14 protein-coding genes are annotated in these 18,038 nt (G+C 74.0%); 8 read left to right on the forward strand and 6 right to left on the reverse strand.

From position 1 onward, the window contains the following. Nucleotides 1-119: 119 nt before the first annotated feature. On the reverse strand, nucleotides 120-1,958 hold the full coding sequence (locus FRCN3DRAFT_RS0226595) for a protein kinase domain-containing protein (RefSeq protein WP_007509413.1): 1,839 nt from the start codon (nucleotides 1,956-1,958) through the stop codon (nucleotides 120-122). A 440-nt stretch (nucleotides 1,959-2,398) separates the two neighbouring features. On the opposite strand from FRCN3DRAFT_RS0226595, the gene FRCN3DRAFT_RS0226600 reads away from it, so the two are divergent. The 4 genes from FRCN3DRAFT_RS0226600 (at nucleotide 2,399) to FRCN3DRAFT_RS0226615 (ending at nucleotide 8,851) form a co-directional block, all read left to right on the forward strand. Continuing rightward, nucleotides 2,399-3,142: a hypothetical protein gene (locus FRCN3DRAFT_RS0226600; protein ID WP_007509411.1), complete on the forward strand. Its 744-nt coding sequence runs from the start codon at nucleotides 2,399-2,401 to the stop codon at nucleotides 3,140-3,142. A 1,199-nt stretch (nucleotides 3,143-4,341) separates the two neighbouring features. Next, nucleotides 4,342-7,737: a helicase HerA-like domain-containing protein gene (locus tag FRCN3DRAFT_RS56540; RefSeq protein ID WP_232794156.1), complete on the forward strand. Its 3,396-nt coding sequence runs from the start codon at nucleotides 4,342-4,344 to the stop codon at nucleotides 7,735-7,737. A gap of 135 nt (nucleotides 7,738-7,872) precedes the next feature. Continuing rightward, the gene (locus FRCN3DRAFT_RS0226610) at nucleotides 7,873-8,322 is read left to right on the forward strand and encodes an SRPBCC family protein (protein ID WP_007509406.1); all 450 of its coding nucleotides are present in this window, start codon (nucleotides 7,873-7,875) and stop codon (nucleotides 8,320-8,322) included. An 88-nt stretch (nucleotides 8,323-8,410) separates the two neighbouring features. Continuing rightward, entirely contained in the window at nucleotides 8,411-8,851 is a 441-nt protein-coding gene (locus FRCN3DRAFT_RS0226615; protein WP_007509404.1) for a MarR family winged helix-turn-helix transcriptional regulator, read from the forward strand. Nucleotides 8,852-8,921: 70 nt separating this feature from the next. Here the strand turns inward: FRCN3DRAFT_RS0226615 and FRCN3DRAFT_RS0226620 are convergent, their stop codons facing one another. The 3 genes from FRCN3DRAFT_RS0226620 to FRCN3DRAFT_RS0226630 form a co-directional block, all read right to left on the reverse strand. After that, nucleotides 8,922-10,271 (reverse strand): HNH endonuclease signature motif containing protein, encoded by a 1,350-nt coding sequence (locus FRCN3DRAFT_RS0226620; protein ID WP_007509402.1) that lies wholly within the window; start codon nucleotides 10,269-10,271, stop codon nucleotides 8,922-8,924. 440 nt (nucleotides 10,272-10,711) lie between these two features. Beyond that, nucleotides 10,712-11,491 (reverse strand): MerR family transcriptional regulator, encoded by a 780-nt coding sequence (locus FRCN3DRAFT_RS0226625; protein WP_007509400.1) that lies wholly within the window; start codon nucleotides 11,489-11,491, stop codon nucleotides 10,712-10,714. Between the two features lie 74 nt (nucleotides 11,492-11,565). Continuing rightward, nucleotides 11,566-12,327: an SDR family NAD(P)-dependent oxidoreductase gene (locus tag FRCN3DRAFT_RS0226630; protein ID WP_007509398.1), complete on the reverse strand. Its 762-nt coding sequence runs from the start codon at nucleotides 12,325-12,327 to the stop codon at nucleotides 11,566-11,568. 103 nt (nucleotides 12,328-12,430) lie between these two features. On the opposite strand from FRCN3DRAFT_RS0226630, the gene FRCN3DRAFT_RS0226635 reads away from it, so the two are divergent. Then, nucleotides 12,431-13,300, forward strand: a complete 870-nt coding sequence (locus tag FRCN3DRAFT_RS0226635; protein WP_007509396.1) for a helix-turn-helix transcriptional regulator — start codon at nucleotides 12,431-12,433, stop codon at nucleotides 13,298-13,300. A 38-nt stretch (nucleotides 13,301-13,338) separates the two neighbouring features. Here FRCN3DRAFT_RS0226635 and FRCN3DRAFT_RS0226640 read toward each other — a convergent pair whose 3' ends face one another. Further along, nucleotides 13,339-13,884 (reverse strand): NADPH-dependent FMN reductase, encoded by a 546-nt coding sequence (locus FRCN3DRAFT_RS0226640; RefSeq protein WP_035929641.1) that lies wholly within the window; start codon nucleotides 13,882-13,884, stop codon nucleotides 13,339-13,341. A 395-nt stretch (nucleotides 13,885-14,279) separates the two neighbouring features. Between FRCN3DRAFT_RS0226640 and FRCN3DRAFT_RS56545 the strand changes: the two genes are divergently transcribed. Beyond that, entirely contained in the window at nucleotides 14,280-15,215 is a 936-nt protein-coding gene (locus tag FRCN3DRAFT_RS56545; RefSeq protein WP_051466377.1) for an expansin EXLX1 family cellulose-binding protein, read from the forward strand. A gap of 106 nt (nucleotides 15,216-15,321) precedes the next feature. Here the strand turns inward: FRCN3DRAFT_RS56545 and FRCN3DRAFT_RS0226650 are convergent, their stop codons facing one another. Then, a complete protein-coding gene (locus tag FRCN3DRAFT_RS0226650) occupies nucleotides 15,322-15,990 on the reverse strand; it encodes a Clp protease N-terminal domain-containing protein (RefSeq protein WP_007509391.1) in 669 nt (222 codons plus the stop codon). Nucleotides 15,991-16,141: 151 nt separating this feature from the next. Here FRCN3DRAFT_RS0226650 and FRCN3DRAFT_RS0226655 point away from each other — a divergent pair, with 151 nt between their 5' ends. Together FRCN3DRAFT_RS0226655 and FRCN3DRAFT_RS0226660 are read left to right on the forward strand one after the other, a co-directional pair. Beyond that, nucleotides 16,142-17,011, forward strand: coding sequence for an SCO6745 family protein (locus FRCN3DRAFT_RS0226655; protein ID WP_007509389.1), 870 nt, complete (start codon nucleotides 16,142-16,144; stop codon nucleotides 17,009-17,011). Between the two features lie 84 nt (nucleotides 17,012-17,095). Continuing rightward, a complete protein-coding gene (locus FRCN3DRAFT_RS0226660; protein WP_007509387.1) occupies nucleotides 17,096-18,031 on the forward strand; it encodes a 2-hydroxyacid dehydrogenase in 936 nt (311 codons plus the stop codon). Nucleotides 18,032-18,038: the final 7 nt, after the last annotated feature.

The raw sequence follows: 18,038 nt of genomic DNA on the forward strand, positions 1-18,038 counted from the left end.
AATGTCGGTTCCAGGACATCGCCCATCCGTGCCAGCGGGCCCGACGGAAGGGCCCGGCAGAAGGCCCAGGGGCAGAGCCCGGTGGAGAAGCCGGCGCGCGCCACGGTGACGCCGCCCGGTCAGCGGCGGCTGCCGTCGACCTTGGGGTCGGAGGTCGGGATGCTGGCCTCGTTCTGGGGGCGGAAGGCCTGGCCGTCCCAGTTGTAGCGAACCCGGGCGGTGCCGCTCGGGCAGCAGTCGCCGTCGCTGACGGCGTAGGTGCCGTACTCGAGGACGACGTAGCTCGGCGTCTGGTCGAGCACCTCGATATGGCGGCTTGGCTCCTTCAGGTCGGTGCCGATGAACTCGCCGTTCGCGAAGACGAACGCGAGCTGGGCCGTCGTGTCGCTTCCGTCGACGCCGCCGCCCGGGACATCCTTGGAGCCGATGACGACGTTGAGGTCACGGGTCCGGTCGAACGTGCCCAGGTCAGCCTGGTAGCCCTTGCTGTCGACGATCTGGTCGACCTCCTGCGCGGTCAGCTGATGACGGGTCGGTGAGGGGGTCACGGGCGTCGTGCCCTGCCCACCCGTGGCCACGCCGCCGCCCGTCGACGGCCCGGCGGTGGGCGCATCGGAGCCCGCCGGCGTGGTGACGGCCGCCGTCGACGAGGACACGTCCGGCGAACCGCCATCGCCACCGCCACGGTTCGCGAGCGCGAGGGCCGCGGCGGTGGCGCCGCCGAGCAGCAGGACGAGCGCGACCACGAGCAGGACGGTGCCGGCGGACCGGCGACGCGGCGGCGGCACGGGAGTCGGCCGGCCCGCCTGCAGGGGCCAGCCACCCCCCGACGCGCCGGCAGGCGGGTAGCCGGAGTCGCGGTACCCCGAGCCGCCGTAGGCCGGTGGCGGCGGGGTCGACGGGCCATAGGCCTGCCGCGGCGGCGGCGACTGCTGGTAGCCCGCCGGCGGGTACTGGCCGGGCGGGGGCGACTGCTGGTAGCCCGCCGGCGGGTACTGGCCGGGCGGGGGCGAGTACTGGCCCTGCGGGGTCGAGTGCGGGCCGGGCGCCGTACCCGGCTGGCCGGGCGGCGGGCTGGGGAGCTCCCAGAGCCTCGCGAGCGCCGTCGCGTAGCGGTCGTCGCCGGCGGCCCTGGTGGTCGCGTCGGGGGCGGCGACACCGCGCAGCAGCCGGTCGCGCAGCTCGACGGCCGACGGTCGGCTCGCCGCGTCCTTGGCGAGCGCGGCACGCACCGTCGGCAGCAGCGACGCCGGTACGCCAGCCAGGTCTGGCGGCTCGCCCAGGATCTTGAGGGCGACCGCCTGCGGGTTGTTGGCGTGGAACGGCGGCCGGCCGGTCGCCGCGTAGGCCACGCAGGCGCCCCAGGCGAAGACGTCGGCCGCGGGGCTGGCGCGCTCGCCGCGCAGCTGCTCGGGGGCCATCCAGACGATCGTGCCGACGAGCATGCCGGTGCTGGTGTGCTGGGTCGTCCCGCTGGCGCTCGCGACCCCGAAATCGATGACGCGCGGGCCGTCCCAGGACAGCAGGATGTTGGCCGGTTTGAGATCGCGGTGGATGACGCCGGCGTCGTGGATCGCTACCAGCGCCTCCGCGAGGCCGACCGCGAGGCCGCTGACGAGCCGCTCGTCGAGGTGGCCGCGATCGGTGACCGCCTCGGCGAGGCTCGCGCCCTCGACGTACTCGGTCGCCATCCAGGGGCGCTCGGCGTCCGCGTCGGCGTCGAGGACGGCGGCGACGGCGCGGCCGCGCACTCGGCGGGCGGCGTCGACCTCGCGGCGGAAACGGGCGCGGAACTCGTCGTCACGCGCCAACGCCGGCGAGGGCACCTTCACCGCGACCGCCTTGTCGGCGGGCGAGAACCCGAGGTAGACGGCGCCCATGCCGCCCCTGCCGATCAGGCTCTGGATGCGGTAGGGCCCGATCTCGCGCGGGTCGTCCGTGCCCAGCGGCGTCAGCACGCGTGCTCGTCTCCTCCCGGGGGCCCAGGTCTCAAGTGCCCAGGTATGCCCAGGTCTCTAGTGCCCAGGTATCAGACGCATAGGCGCCTATGCGGTGGTTCCTCGACATCGGGCCCGATATGCGTCCCCGCGAGCGCGCCGACGGATCGCCAGCGCGCACGGCCGGTCACCCGGACACGTCGCCTTCGTACGCATTCTTGCCTGACGCCGGATTCGCCGTCCCCGAAGGTCGGGGCCACGACGGAGGGCGCGGCCGAAGCCCCGGCGGCGATGTGCCAACCTAGAACGCTGGAGTGGCGTTTCGCGCCCCTCGACCACGCCTCGCACCACGCGCACCCGCCGGCCGCGCTCGCACGCGCCCGGCGCGGGCTGGCACCGGTGCCGGGGCGGATCGGGGTGGGTCGAGGCGCGGGTGGAGGCACGCGGAGAGGGTCTGGCGGATGTCGGGGGAGAAGCCGGTCGGACGCGACGGTGGGCGGCCCGGTGACCGGCTCACGGGCGGCCAGGTCGGTATCCTGCTCGCCCTCATGGCCGAGGGCCGGCCGTTGCCCAACCCGGAACTGGCCGCCCGCTTCCGGCTCTCGCTGGACGGCGTCGACCGACGCCGGCTGAACGACCTGAGGCTGGTCACCAGCCGCCGGGCCGGCCGTTCCTACGTCCACGAGCTGACCGACGCCGGCTGGGCCCGTTGCCGCCGCGAGCTCGCCGCACCGCCGCCCGACCGGCGCGGCGGCATCCCGCCCGGCGCCGTCCACGCGCTGCTCGCCGGGCTCGCCCGGCATCTCGACCGCACCGGCCTCGACCTGGCGGACCTGTTCGCCCGCCCGCCCGCCGGCCCGGGCACGACGACGGGCCAGGCCGAACTCGCCGGGACCGAGACCAAGGCCGGGGCGGACGCGGAGTCAGTGGCGGCGGCCAGCGAGGAGGTCGAGCGGCGGATCAGGACGGCGTACGGGGCTCTCGCCCGGTGGCCCGGGGACTGGGTGCGGCTCGCGGAGCTGCGGCCGCGTCTCGGGGCCGACCTGGCGCGCACCGACGTCGACGCCGTGCTGCGACGGATGAACCGCGGACCGGGGGTGACCGTCGCCCCGGACGAGGACCAGAAGGCGCTGACGGGCGCCGACCGGCGCGAGGCCATCGAGATCGGTGGCCAGGCCAAACACCTGATCATGGTCGAGGGCTGAGCGGATGCCGGCAACCACCGAGCGAGAGGCCTTCGCCGCGCTCAACCTCAACTGGATCCGCACCGCCGACGGCGTGTGGACGCCGTCGCCCGTGCACGTGAACGGGCTGCACGCGGACACGGTCCGCTCGCTGCTCGACGCGATCCGGGACGCGGCGGCGAGCCCCGAGGACAACCCGCCGGGCCTCGTCGTCCAGGGGCAGGCCGGCGCCGGGAAGACGCACCTGCTCGGCTGGGTCCGTGAGCAGGTGCACGCCGCCGGCGGTTACTTCTTCCTCGTCGGCCCGCTGGGCGGCGCGGCGCCGTTCTGGGAGAGCGTCATCGGCGCCGTCGTCGACGGCCTGACCCGCCCGGTCGAGGGCGAGGGCGGCGAGACCCAGCTGCGGCTGTTCCTGCGCCGCCTCGCCGGCGTCGTCGGCGCCTCGCCGGCGATCGTCGACGCGGTCACCGGCCGGATCCCGCTGGAGCCGGTCCACCTGAAGGACTTCGTCGTGGCGCTGCGCAGCTACGACCGCCGCCTCGGCGGCGACTGCCAGGACACCCTGCGGGCACTCGTCCTGTTCGGCTCGGAGGACCTCGACGACGAGGACGTGGGGCGCGGCTACCTCCAGTCGATGGAGGAGCAGTTCCCGAACGAGCGCGCCGAGCGCGGCATGCGCGCGCCCGCCAAGCCCGCGACCGAGATCGTCCGCGAGCTGTCCCGGCTGCTCGCGCTCACCGGCCCGACCATCATCGCCGTCGACCAGATCGACACCGCCACCGCCGAGACCCAGCTCCCCCACGGCCACCCCGACTCCCCCGACCGTCCCGAACCCGCCGCCCCCCTGGACGACGACGCGGCCGGCCCGGGCGGCCCCTGGGTCAGCCCGATCGTCAACGAGGTCGCCGACGGGCTGCTGGGGCTGCGTGACCTGACCAGCAGGACGCTGTGCCTGCTCGCCTGCCTGCCGATCACCTGGGACCTGGTGGCCACGCAGGCGGTCCGCTCGGTGCGCGACCGGTTCCGGGTGGTCAGCCCGCTGGGCGTCATCGGCGCGGGAGAGCTCGCCGAACAGCTCGTCGCCCGCCGGTTCGCCCGGCGCTACGGAGCGATCGGGTTCATCCCGCCGTACCCGACCTGGCCGGTGCGCCCCGAGGCATTGCTCGCGGCGGGCGACTACACCCCGCGGGCGCTGCTCCAGCACATCGACGCCCACGTGCGTGCCTGCCTCGCCGCGGCGACCTACACCGAGCTGCGCTCCTTCGACGACGTCGCCACCCCGAACGCCGCGGCCATCGACACCGCGGCCCAGGACGCGGCCGCGCCGACCCTCGGCGCTGCGCCCGCGGCCGGGGGCGCGCCCGGCCGGGGCGCGCCCGGCGGGCGGGGCACCGATCTCCGTCGGCGGCGCGATCCTGGTCAACGACGCAGCCCAGGAGCAGGAGTTCGACCTCGACAGCCCGGCCGGCCGGCGGCTCGTCGTCGGCTTCGCCGAGCTGGACGTCGCCTGGGCCCGCCTGCGCGCCGGTGCGCCGGGGCTCGAGGCGCTGGCCGACCACGACGAGGACGAAGCCGTCCCCGACCTGCTCGCCGCCGGGCTGGACGCCTGGATAGCCGAGCTCGGCCCCGCCGGCCGCGTCTTCAGCCGGGACGCCCGGCCGAGCGCCAAACCCGCGCTGCACGCCCGGCTGCGCCGCGTCCTCGACGAGACGACCGGTGACGAGGCGCACTGGTCGTTCCGGGCGATCCTGACCACCCACCCGGGCACCGCGCTGACCAGGCTGAACAGCGCCTGCACGATGGCCGGGATCGCCACCGGGATCGGCGCGGGCGAGGGCGGCCGCATCCGCCGCCGGGACCGGGGCCTCGCCGGGCTCGACGGCGCCGCGGTGGCGGGGCGGCGGGGGCTGGTGGTGCTGCGCACCGCCGAATGGAGCAAGGGCGCGAAGACGCAGGACGCGGTGGAGGCGTTCGAGCGGGCCGGCGGCATCACCCATTTCCTCGCGGACGAGGACGTGCGGACGTTCGCCGCGCTGCGCCAGCTTCTCGACGGCCGCCACCCCGCGCTGGAGACCTGGCTGCTCGCCCGCCGCCCGGCGAGCTCCACTCCCCTGTTCACGTCGGCCCTCGACGCCGTCTACCGCGAGCTCGCGCCCGCACCAGGCCACTACCCGCCGGTGGTCGGCGCCCCGGCGGCCCAGGTCGCCGCCAATCCGCTCGTCGTGCAGGCCATCCACCCGCCGCGCCGTTCACCGTTCGCCCCGGCGCCAGCACCAGCGCCGGCGTTGGCCCCGACCAGGCTCGTCCTCACCGCCCTGCCTCCGCCCTCCCCGCGTCCGCCGACCCACTCCGCCGCCCCGCCCCCGATGCCGGCGCCCGCCGCCGTGACAGCTCCGCCAGTCACGGCGGCTCCACCGGTCACGGCGGCTCCGCCAGTCACGGCGGCTCCGCCAGTCACGGCGGCTCCGCCAGTCACGGCGGCTCCACCGGTCACGGCGGCTCCACCGGTCACGGCGGCTCCACCGGTCACGAAACTGGAATCGCCGGCGCCGGCGCCAGTTCTCCCCGCATCCCAGCCGCTCCGCCTCGCGCCGTCGGCCGCTCCGACTCCGTCGGCCCCGCTGGCGGCGGAGCCGACGGTCCTGATCCCGCCTGTCCCGGCGTTGCCCCCCACGCCCCCCACACCCGCGCCGCCCCCCACGCCCGCGCCGCCCTCGGCGCGTTCGGAGCCGCCAACCGCCGTGCTCGCTCCCGCGCCGACGCCCACGGTGGGCGCGGTGACCGGGCCGGCGGCGGAGCCGGCCGGCTGGCCACGGGCCGCGCGGCCGGCCTCGCCAAGGACGCCCTGGGCGGCCGGCCCCGACGAGGACGTCCACGACGCGGCCTCCTTGCCCCTGCTGGTGCCGGTGTTCGTCCCCGGCGAGCCGGCACGTTCCTCGTCGGCTCCGCCACCGCCCGCGACAGCGGAACCGGCCCCCGACGCGCCGCTGCTGGTACCGGTGGCGCTGCCGAGGATGCCCGGCGCGGCGGCCCATCCGGGCGACGCCGATCCACTGCCGGTCCCTCTGTCTCCGCCTCCGCTGGAGACTCCTCCGCCCGCGCCGAAGGCTCCTCAGCCCCCGGCGGAAATCGTGCGGCCCGCGACGGAAGCCGCTCAGCCTCCCGCCGTCGTCGAACCGGCCGGGTTCCAGGACGGGGTGGCCCGGCTCGTCCCCGTCGCGCTGCCGCTGGCCACCGGCGGCAACGGATCCCGGGGCCAGGCGGTACCAGCCGAGCGGCCAGCGGCCGCCGGCGGCAACGGGTCCGCGGGCCACGTCGAACCACCCCCACCTGAGCGGGGCGTCGCCAGGCTCGTACCGGTCGCGGGCCCGGCGGGGTACCTACCGGTGGCGCCGGTCAGGCCAGCGGCGTCCGAGGCGCCCCACCTGGCCCCTGCTTGGCCAAGCCTCCCGCAATCCCAGCGGACCCCGCTGGTCGTACCCGCGCCGACGGCCGGCGGCAACGGGTCGGCCGATCCCACCGGGTGGTTGGGGCACGCGGATCCGACGGCGACCGGTGCGGGGTCCGCGAACGGTGTGCCTCCCGGCACCGCGGACGCCGGCGGCGCCGGCCCTGGTGCGGCTGGAGCTGGGGCTGGGGGCGAGGTTGGGGCTGAGGGCGACGACGAGGTCGCGGGCGAGGAGCCGGGCGAGCTGGTGGCGGTCGGGACGGCGGCGGGGACCGGGGCGGCGGTGGAGCTCCGGTTGGCGGCGCTGCGCCGGCACGCGGTGATCTTCGCCGGGTCCGGCTCGGGGAAGACGGTGCTGGTGCGCCGGCTGGTCGAGGAGTGCGCGCTGCGCGGCGTCTCGTCGATCGTGCTGGACCCAACGGGTGAGCTGGCGCGCCTCGGCGAGGCCTGGCCGGCGCCGCCGCGGCACGGGTGGGGTCGCGGCGACGCCGAACTGGCCCGCGAGTACCTGGCGGCCACCGACGTCGTCGTGTGGACGCCGAACCGTGACGATGGCCGGCCGCTGCGCCTGACCGCGGGTGACGACGGCCCGGCGACCGATCCGGGCACGCTGCTCGCCCCGGCGCTGGGACGCCGTGCCCGGGTGTCGGTGGTCAGCCTGGTGGGGCTGGAGACGGACGAGGAGCGGCAGGCCTTCGTCGGCGAGCTGCAGCGGGCGCTGCTCGCCTGGGCCGGCAGACGCTCGGCGGCTGGCCGGCCGCTCGCGGGCCTGCTCGTGCTCGACGAGGCGCAGACGTTCGCGCCGGCCGGGCTGACGACGCCAACCACGGACAGCACGATCGCGTTGCTCGACCAGGCCGGCGATCACGGGCTGGGCCTGGTGCTCGCGACCCAGTCCCCGAAGGGGCTGGACCCAAGGGTCTCGGCGGCCGCGGCCACGCACTTCCTCGGCAGGCTGAACGCTCCAGCGCAGATCGACGCGGCCCGCGCGCTGGCGACGGCGCTCGGCGGCGAGGCGCCGGAGATCGGCCGTCTCGGCGTCGGCGAGTTCTACGCCGCCAGCGCCGGCCTCCCTGTCCAGCGGGTGAGCACCCCGCTCTGCCTCACCCAACATCCCGGCTGGCCGCTGCCCCCCGCCGACATCCTGGCCCGCGCCCGCCGCCACTGATCCGAGCCCATGGCCGTCGGCACGCCAGCGCACCACACACTCCTGGCGGTCGGCCGGTTCCCCTGAGGTCTGGATATTTAGGATGCGCGTAGATAATCTGCGCACAGGTTATCTACGCGGCGACAGGGGCGGTTCATGTGGAGCTTTGAGCACAGCGTGACAACGACGGCGGCGGCCGAGGCGGTGTGGCGGCTGTGGGCGGACGTGAGGGGCTGGGGAGCCTGGAACGCCGACATCGAGCAGATCGAGATCAGCGGCCCGTTCGCGGTGGGAAGCGAGATCGTCATGAACCCGCACGGCGAGAATCCGGTGCGGCTGCGGCTGGCCGAGGTCGTCGAGCCGGAGCGGTTCGTCGACGAGGCCGACCTCGGCGACGTCCTGATACGTACCACCCACCGCGTCGACCCGGTCGAGGGCGGAGACAGCACGGTGACCTACCAGATGGAGATCAGTGGCCCGGCAGCCGACGAGCTCGGACCCCAGGTCGGTCCTATGATTACGGCCGACTTCCCGGAGACGATCGCCGCGCTGGTCCGCCTCGCCGAGATCACCGCGCCGGCGGCGGCACGGGCGGACGCACCCTAGCCGAGGGACGCGCCGCCATGGGCGACGGTCGTGCGGTCGCGGGCTCATCCGGCTGGCGGAGCTGTGACGGAAGGCTGGGCGGTCGAACGTGGCGCTGCATCCGAACGAGAGCCCCGGCTTTCTGTTGTGGCACGCCACGCTGCGCTGGCAGCGCGCCATTGCCACGGCGCTGGCGCCGCTCGGCCTGACGCACGTCCAGTTCGTGCTGCTCGCCTCCGTCTGGTGGCTGAACGGGCAAGGCGAGCGGCCCAACCAGCTGGCCGTCGCCGCATACGCCGGAACCGACGTGAAGATGACCTCCCAGGTGCTGCGCACGCTGGAACGCAACGGCCTGGTCGAGCGCGCGACCGACCCGGACGACACCCGGGCGAAGCTGTTGCGGGTCACCGCGCAGGGCGGCGAGCTGGCGCCACGTGCGGTCGCCACCATCGAGCGGGTAGACGCCGAGTTCTTCAGCCCGGTACACAGCGGCGACGCTGTCCACCTCCTGCGGCAGCTGACAGGACGGGACAGTGGGCCCGGCGCCTGACCCCGTCGCGGGGTCCGCCCACTGTGACTCCCATCAACACGGGCGGGCCGGCGGGCCGCTGCAGCAGCCATCACGAGCAGGCGGACGGTCTGTCGTCGCGTCGAACGCCGTCGGCGTCGTCTGGGGGTTCCCAGATTCCGGTATAGAGATGCTCGACGGTGCGGTGCAGAGGGTTTCTTCGTGGCTGACGCCGCGGGTCGATGGAATAGGGCGGGACAAAGTACGGATGCCCGTCCGATCCCATAACGACGACCCACTCTCCTCGATGCACGGTCCGGTGATGGAAGCCGCACAATAGAGCAAGGTTGTCAAGGTTGGTCTTGCCGCCGGAAAGCCAGTGCACGATGTGATGCGCGTCCGTCCACGCCGCATTCTTCTGGCACCCAGGGAACGTGCATCCGCCGTCCCGCGCGACCAGAGCCCGGCGCAGCGGTGGTGGGATGATTCGGCGGGTGCGGCCAAGCTCAAGGGGCACGCCTTCGCGGGAGAGCAGAACGTGGGTGAGGTTGGCGTCGCAGCAGATTCTTTCCAGAGCGGCGTGGGACAGTGGCAGGCCATGCCCGGTGGCGGCCGGAGTGGCGCCATCCCGGCCGAGCAGGGTGTCGATCGTGGTGGTGACTGTCAGGTGGGGCCGGGTACCGCGGGCGGTCGGCAGCGTGCCCGTGCCCAGGACACGTTCGGTGAGGTCGATGAGGGCGTCGGCGCGCAGCTGCGGGACGGTGCGGCGGTCTTCGGGGTGCTCGCCGAGTGGTTTCGGCCGGGCGAGGGGTTCGAGGGCGGCGCGGAGGGTGGCGGCGCCCTCGGCGTCCAGCGTGCCGTGCAGGCGGGTGGTGCCGTCGGGCTGATCGGTCAGGTGCAGCTCGCGGCGTCGGGCCTGGTCACCATCGTCGCGCGGTTCGGAGCCGGGCGGGTGCAGCTGGTCCCGCAGACGGGCCTGGATGGTCCTGCCAAGTGCGGCCAGGTCGCCGGAGTCGAGGATCTCCGCCTGGACCAGCAGGAACTCCTCGGCCCAGTGACGCTGCTCGCACGGCGTGTCCGCCGGGAGCGCCCGCAGCGCCGTGACGATGACGACGGCCTGGTCACGGCTGATCGCGGTACCGGTGAGGGCCTCACCGACACGCGGGTAGATGCGGTCGAGGTCACGGGCCAGCTCGATGGTGCGGCGGGCGTCGGCGGGGCGCATCTTCAGTTGCCAGCGCAGCAGCTCCGCCGTCGAGGGCAGGTCCTCATCGCCGAACACCGGCCGCAGGTCCCGGCCGCCCAGGTCCCGGACCACCGCGAGCTGGACCGCGCCCAGCAGCCGGCCGGCCCGCTCCGCGGCGTCGAGGAACTCCAACGCCTCTGCGTCGGACAGCGCCCACAGGCTCGCCCCAGCCAACGCCTTCAACCCACCGACCACGCCGTCCAGCTCAGCCAGCACATGATGCCGCCCACCAAACCCGACGCCAGCCCCATCCCCCGGGATATCGGCGCCAGAAATGCCGCCCTCGAATACCGTCGCCGCACAGTTCTCGCGCCCGCTTTCCGTCGCACCCGGCCGGTTGTGGTCAACCGGGCCCAAAGAAACCTCGGACTCCGGCCGGCCCCATCCCCTGATGGGCCGGTCATCCGGTTCCTCGCGAACGGGTGGCTCGGGCATGCCTCAACGGAACCACACATTCAAACACCTGTCCATTCCGCGGCATTCGGGGGGTGCACCCCCCGAATTTTCCGATGCGGAAAAGCAGACGACCACGTTGCGGTGCTCGAATCCTAAGCGACCCGCAGCCAACGCGCACAAGCCGGCAATCAGAGGGGAAGCCACTCCCCCAACGGCTATGCGGGTAATGGTCACGCAAAACGCGAGACCGGGCGGGTCAGTCAGGTACGGGCGGCGGCGTTGGCCAGGATGGCGTCGTGGACGTACCGAGCAAGGCCTGGGGTGACGATCTCGTAGACCTGGGTGAAACGCTCGTCGGCGAGATACATCTCAGCGAGACCGACGTGGATGTCATAACTGCAGTCGTAGAACCAGCGGGTGATGTGCTGGCGGTGTTCCTCGGCCAACGCCGTGGCCTCCGGGCCATCCGCCGGTAGGCCGGACAGCAGCGCCGCACGCCAGGCACACAGCGCCGCGTCACTCTCGGTCTTCAGGCGCGCCCAGTCATCCTTCGTGTAGGACGCGGCCCGGCGCTGGGACTCCTGGTATGCGTCGGTCTCACCGAACCGGTGCTCGGCCTCGTCCGCCCACTCACCGCCCACCTTGTCCGTGCCGAAGACCTCAAGTTGTTCTTCGGGCGTCAGTTGCATGCCCATGGTGCGCGCCTCCAACTGCCTGTCGATCGCGGCGATCATGGCCGCGAGCCGCTCGCCGCGTTCCACCAGCAGCCCGCGCTGCCGGCGGAGGTGGCCGGCGGTGTCCACGCCCGGGTCGCTCACCAGCGCCCGGATCTCCTCCAGTGGAAAGCCGAGCTCGCGGTATACGAGCACCTGCCGGAGCCGCTCGAGATCCGCCGCGCTGTACACCCGGTAACCGACCACTGTCCGCCCGGACGGGCAGACCAGCCCGATCTGGTCGTAGTGATGCAGCGTCCGCACGGTGACCCCGGAAAGCCTGGCCACCCTCCCGACGGTCAGCTCGCCGGCGCTCTCGCCCTCCACACCTCGACTCTGCGCCCTGACGTCGCGGCAGGGTCAAGCCCCGGCGACGCGCCGGCCTGCATCACCAGAGGGCGTCACCAGGGGTAGGTGCCGCCGTTCTCGTTCAGGAACACTCCCGAGCCTTCGTCATGCCTGGCGAGCACCTGGGCCGCGATCCGGGCGCCGCCCTCCTCGGCGCTGTCCCAGCCGGAGTGGCCGTTGAGGTCGGTGGCGCAGTAACCCGGGGAGAGCGCGTTGACGGTGATGCCGACAGTGCGGAGCTCATGCGCGTAGATCAGCGTGATGGCGTTCAGCGCCGCCTTGGACGAGTTGTAGCCGAGAAGCTGCGCGAATTTCCCCAGCGTCGGACCGGGATCGGCCAGGACGGCGAAGGTGCCCAGGCCGCTGGAGACGTTGCCGATGACCGCGCCGGGTGACCGGCGCAGCAGACCGAGCATGGCGTTCGTGACGGCCACGACGCCGAAGACGTTGGTCTCGTAGATCTCGCGCAGCGCGGAGACCGGCAGCGTCGAGGGCGCGCGGCCCTGGTCGCGGGTGATGCCGGCGTTGTTGACGAGGATGTCCAGCCGGCCGTGCCGGGCGTCGATGACCGCGGCCGCGCGCGCGATCGTCGCCTCATCCGTGACGTCCAGGTGAAGAAACGCGACGTCCAGCCCTTGCTGGGCGAGCGCCGCGGCCGCCGCCTCGCCCAGTTCGGGGCTGCGCGCGCCGAGCAGCACGGTGTGGCCCTGCCTGGCGATGGCCGTCGCCGTGGCGAGACCGATGCCCTTGTTCGCTCCGGTGACGAGCACGATCTTGCGAGGGGAGGCCTGGGAAACGGGTTCGTGGGAGGTCATGGGTCTCACCGTCACGTCGGGGACCGGCCATGAGGAGAGCAGTCCCGAGGCTGGTATCGGCGGTCCCATGGTTCGCGGGCCCGCGCGGGTACACCCTCGTGTCATGGACCAGGCCAGCCGCGACGAGATGGCGGCCTTCCTGCGCGGGCGGCGCGCCCGGGTACAGCCGGCGGACGTGGGCCTGCCGGCCGGACCGCGCCGCCGCACGCCGGGGCTGCGCCGCCAGGAGGTCGCCCAGCTGGCCGGCATGTCGGTCGACTACTACGTCCGCCTCGAACAGGGCCGCGGGCCACGCCCGTCCGGCCAGATCCTCGGCGCCATCAGCCGGGCGCTGCGCCTGTCCGACGCCGAACGCGCCTACCTGCACCATCTGTCCGGCGAGCAGCCGCCGACCGCGTCCGTCCTGTCGTCCGACGTCAGCCCAGGGGTCCTGCACCTGCTGGACCGCTTCGACGACGCGCCCGCCCTGGTCTGCGACGCCAAGTACGACATCCTGGCGTGGAACCCGATGGGCGCGGCGCTGCTCGGCGACCTCTCCGCCGTCCCACCGGCCGAACGCAACGTCATCTGGCGTTTCTTCACCCGGGCCGGCACCCGGGAAAGGCACGACCCGGCCAGCGTGGAGCGGTTCGCCCGCGAGTCAGTGGCGGACCTGCTCGCCGCCGCGGCGCGCTACCCGCGCGACCCGGGAATCCGTGACCTGGTCGGGCGGCTGCTCGGCGCCAGCGAGGAGTTCCGTCGCCTGTGGGCCGAACGGGAGCTCCAGGTGCGCCGCTCCACCCACAAACGGATCCGCCACCCCGAGGTCGGCTGGCTCGACCTCGACTGCGACGCCCTGCACGACCCCGAGCGCGACCACTGGATCATCCTGTACACGGCGGCCCCCGGGACGCCCACCCACCGGGCACTCCAACTACTCAAGGTCCTCGGAACGCAGTGGTCGACGGCGCCCGGGTCCACCGCGACCTCCTGACCGTCCGCCGCGCACGCCGCCCCGTACCGCCCCGGCGGTCAGGCCGGCGTCGTGGCCCGCCGCGTGACCAGTCCGAGCACCTCGGCCAGGGCGGCGCGCACCCGCTCGTCGCCGATCAACCCATCCGGCCCCACCGCGCTGCGCGCGACGGGGACGCGCACCGGACTGGGAGTCGCGACGACCGCGCCGACGTAGCCCAGCACGGTCGCCAGCGTGGCGTCCGCCCCGCCCCCTCGCCCCTCGGCGGCCACGTTGATCCAGGCAACCGGCTTGCCGTAGAGCTCACCGCCCCCGACCGTCCAGTCGAGCAGGTTCTTCAGGCTGCCCGGCAACGATCCCGCGTACTCCGGCGTGCAGAACAGCACGGCGTCCGCCGCGTCGATGCGCCGCCTCAGCTCGGCCACGGCCGGGTGGACCGGTTCCTGGTCATCGGGCACGAACGCAGGCAGCCGCGCCAGGTCGTCGTAGAGATCGGCGACGACGCCGTCGGGGGCGGCGGCCCGCGCGGTTCGCAGCGCGGCCGTGTTCGTCGAGCCGCCCCGCGTACTCCCGGACACGAGCAGAACCCTCGTCTCGACGCTCACCGGCACGCCCTTTCGCCTCGCCCAGCAGCAATGTGCTTCCGGTAGCAGCAACGCGAGCACCGAATGGGTTACTCCGGGCGAGCGGCCGCGGGCCGGACGCCTTCCGGACAGCCGCCCGCCCGGAGGGAAGCTCTCCTCGATGGGCGGAGGATTTTCCACGTTCAGGCCGGTGGCAATGGTCTCGACGGCGCGGCCGCACCCGAAGCCGATTTTTCATTCACACTCAAGAACCGACAGAAATCATTCATTACACAACACTCGCTCTACGGATTGGCACGCTTGTACCTAATCGAGCCGTTGGCGCTGGACGGGCATTCCGGCGCCGGTTAGCCTCCAGTTCCTGGAGGGGCAGCGCGGTGCCGGCTGTTTGCGGCACCCCGGCCAGGAGGTTTTCTTTGGCGTCCCTCGCCGTCACCGTGCCAGCTCGGCGCACGCTGCTGGGCCTCGCGACCGCGGCATTCGCCGTCGCCATCGCGGGCTGTCAGCCAGCCGCCGGCGGTGGACCGGCCCAGCCCGCCGCGACCGGCACCCAGGTCACGTCGCCGGCTTCGACGGCCACCACGGCGCTGCCCACGGCCCCCGCCGTACCGGCCACGACCGCGCCGTCGCCGTCGGCCAGCCCGTCGGCCACGCCGAGCAGACCGACGAGGCCAACCACGGCGACACCGGCGCCGCCACCGCCGACCACCCGGCCGGCGCCGGCACCGGTGCCGGCCGGCGCGGGACGCATTCGGCCCGGCGTCGTCTACTCCGGCCCGGCGACGCACTACGACGCCGACGGCGGCGGCAACTGCATGTTCGACCGGCTGAACGATCCCGCCATGCCGGTGGTGGCGATGAACGAGCTGGACTACGAGAACGCCCGCGCGTGCGGCGCCTACATCGAGGTGACCGGGCCGGGCGGGAGCACGGTCGTGAAGGTCACCGACCGGTGCCCGGAATGCGGCGCCGGCCACGTCGACCTGAGCCCGCAGGCGTTCGAGCGGATCGCGGGCGGCGTCCCGGGGCAGGTCAACGTCACCTGGCGGCTGGTCAGCCCGGCCAGCATCGGCTCCGTCCAGTACCAGATCAAGGACGGGTCGTCGGCGTACTGGCTGGCCATCCAGGTCCGGAACCACCGCAACCCGATCGTCTCGCTCGAGGTGCGGGTGAACGGGTCGTGGGTCGCCCTTGGGCGCGAGATGTGGAACTACTTCGTGGCGCCCCAGGGGCTCGGCCCAGGGCCGTTCACCGTCCGGATCACCGACCTGTATGGCGAGCAGCTCGTCCACACGGTGAACCTGGCGCCCACGACCGTGCAGACGACCAACAGTCAGTTCGCCCAGCACTGAGCGCTGTCATCGGGCGGGGACGGCCGGACCGTCCGCCGCCCGGTGGAAACGCCAGCGTCGGGAGGAGCTCGCGAGGGGTCTGAGATGAAGGCGGGTCGGGCGGCGGTCAGGTCCGGCCGTCGGTCCGGAGATCCGTCGCCATCCGATCGCGTTCCGCGATCAGGACCTTCTCCCGTTGGCGCATGGCGGTCGCCGTGGCGAAGTCACCGGCGTCGAGGGCGGCGTCCTTCGCCGCCCTCGCCTGGCTCAGCTCCGCGGCGAGGTTCCGGGCCCGCATGTTGGCCCCGTCGATGGCGGACCGTGACTGGGGGACGGCCTCGGGCGGCGGCGGGATCTCCCCCGCGGCGTCGATGGCGGCGAGAGCCCGGCGGCGGCCCTCCGCGCGGTCGATGCCGACGTGGTCGAGGATGTCGGCGGCGACGCCCTCCTGCTCGGACAGCAGCCCGAGCAGGAGGTGCCCGGAGTCGACGTGGGCGTGGCGGAGCTGCAGGGACTCACGCAACGAGGTCTCCAGGACGTGCTTCGCCCGCGGAGTGAACGGGATGTGCGACGGCGCCTTGGGCGCACCCGTGCCGACGGCCGCCGCGACCGCCGACCGGGCGTCCGCCAGCGTCAGGCCGAACGAGGCCAGGGTGACGCCCCCGGGCCCTGTCTCCTCGTGGACCAGGCCGAGCAGCAGGTGCTCCGCGCCGATCTCGCCGTGGCCGAGCCCTCTGGACTCCTCCTGCGCGAGGACCACGGCACGCCGGGCACTGTCGGTGAATCTCTCGAACATCGGCGGTCCTCTGGACGAATCCGCGTTCCCCTTCCAGGATATCGCCGGGCCGGCCGACAGGCGCGCGGCCGCCGCGGTGTGGGCGAGCTCAGCCGTCGGCGCGTGTCGTTCCTGACTTGACCCTGGCCGACTGGCGCAATTGTCTGGGGTCATGGTCGAGATGAACGTGGCTCAGCGCATGTGGCGGCTGTTCGAACCGGTGCATGCCGTCACCTATTTCGCGCCGGCCAGCCTGGCGGCCTGGGAGACCGCCGGGCTGCGTGGCTACTGGCGCGGGTACTTCGCCGGCCGGGCGGCGCCGCTGGGCCCGGTCGGGGCGGGGCCGGTCGTCGGCGCCTTCTTCGGGTTCGCGCCCGCGATGGTGGCCAGGGCACTGCCGGACGTCTGGACCCGCGTCTCGCCGGAGGAGGCGCTGGCCGTTCGGCTCGACGGCGCTCGCGCGGCGCTCGGGCCGCTGGTCGCCGGCATCGGCGCGGGCCACCTCGCCGAGCTGGCCGCACTGTTGCGGTCGGCGGCCGAGCGGGTGCCGGTCGCCGGTCGGGTGCTCGGCGCCGCGAACGGCGCGCTGCCCTGGCCCGACGACGCGCTCGGCGCGATCTGGCACGCCGCCACGATCCTGCGGGAGCATCGCGGCGACGGACACGTCGCCGCTCTGGTCACCGCGGGTCTCGACGGCCCGGAGAGCCTCGTCTGGCGGGTCAGCAGGGGCGGCACCGAGCGCGCCTTCTACCAGCAGATCCGCGGCTGGACCGACGGCGAGTGGGACGCGGCGGCCGACCGGCTACGGGCCCGCGGCTGGCTGGAGGCCGCCGGCGAGCCGACCGAGGCCGCGCTCGCCGCCGCCGGTGACCTGGAGGCGACGACGGATCGCCTCGCGGGTCCGCCCTGGGACGCGCTCGGCCCGGACGGCGTCGACCGCGCCGCCGCGCTGCTGGCCCCGGTCGCCCAGGCCGCGGCCACGCTGCTGATGTGGCCAAACCCGGTCGGCGTCCCCGACCCGCGGACCGCGGTCGCCGGCTGACCCGCCGATGCCGCGCGTTCCCGGCCAGGCGCGCCGGGCGACGCTCGACAGCGGAACGACGCTCGACAGCAGGAGGAGACGTCCGTGTCCCAACACCGCCGGTCGCTGGTCGTGACCGTTCCCACCGAGGAACTCCGGGCGGCGCTGGCGTCCGAGCCCGCAGCCGTCGTGCTGGTCTGGGACCTGTCCGGCGAACCGCCTCGGCCGGACCTTGACGTCGTCGTCGTGCCGTACATGTCCGATCTGGCTGTGCTCTCGGCACTCAAAGGTCTGCACCCCCTGCTGGTCCAGAGCCAGTCCATCGGCTACGAGGGGGTCAGCGCCGCGCTGCCCGCCGGCCTCACCTTCAGCAATGCCGCCGGAGTCCACGAGGCGTCCACCGCCGAGCTGGCCGTCGGCCTGATGATCGCCAGCCAACGGCGGCTGCCGGCCCTGGTACGCGCCCAGGCGGATCGCCGGTGGGCGCACGCCGGATCACTGTCGCTGGCGGACTCCACGGTGATCGTGGTCGGGCAGGGCGGCGTCGGCAGGGCGATCGCCAGTCGTCTGCGGCCCTTCGAGGTCGAGATCATCCGCGTGGCGAAGACCCGCCGCGACGGCCCCGACGGCGCCATATCGGCGGTCGACGAGCTGCCGGGCCTGCTACCCGACGCCGACGTCGTCGCGCTCGCCGTACCGCTGGACGCGAGCACGACGGGCCTGGTCGACCGGGACTTCCTGGCCGCGATGAAGCCGGGCGCCCTGCTGGTGAACGTCGCCCGCGGCAAGGCGGTCGTCACCGAGGATCTCGTCGACGCGGTCCGCGCCGGCCGGGTCCGCGCCGCGCTCGACGTCGTCGACCCCGAGCCGCTGCCACCGGAACATGCCCTGTGGAACCTCGACGGGGTCCTTCTCACCCCGCACGTCGGTGGGCACAGCGCCGCGATGGGGCCACGCGTCGTCGCGCTCGTCCGCCGCCAGATCGAGGCGCTGTCGCGGGGTGCGCAGCCGCACAACGTCGTCATCCCGCCGGGGACCTGAACCGCGC

The sequence above is a fragment of the Pseudofrankia saprophytica genome, assembly GCF_000235425.2.
Taxonomy (GTDB): domain Bacteria; phylum Actinomycetota; class Actinomycetes; order Frankiales; family Frankiaceae; genus Pseudofrankia; species Pseudofrankia saprophytica.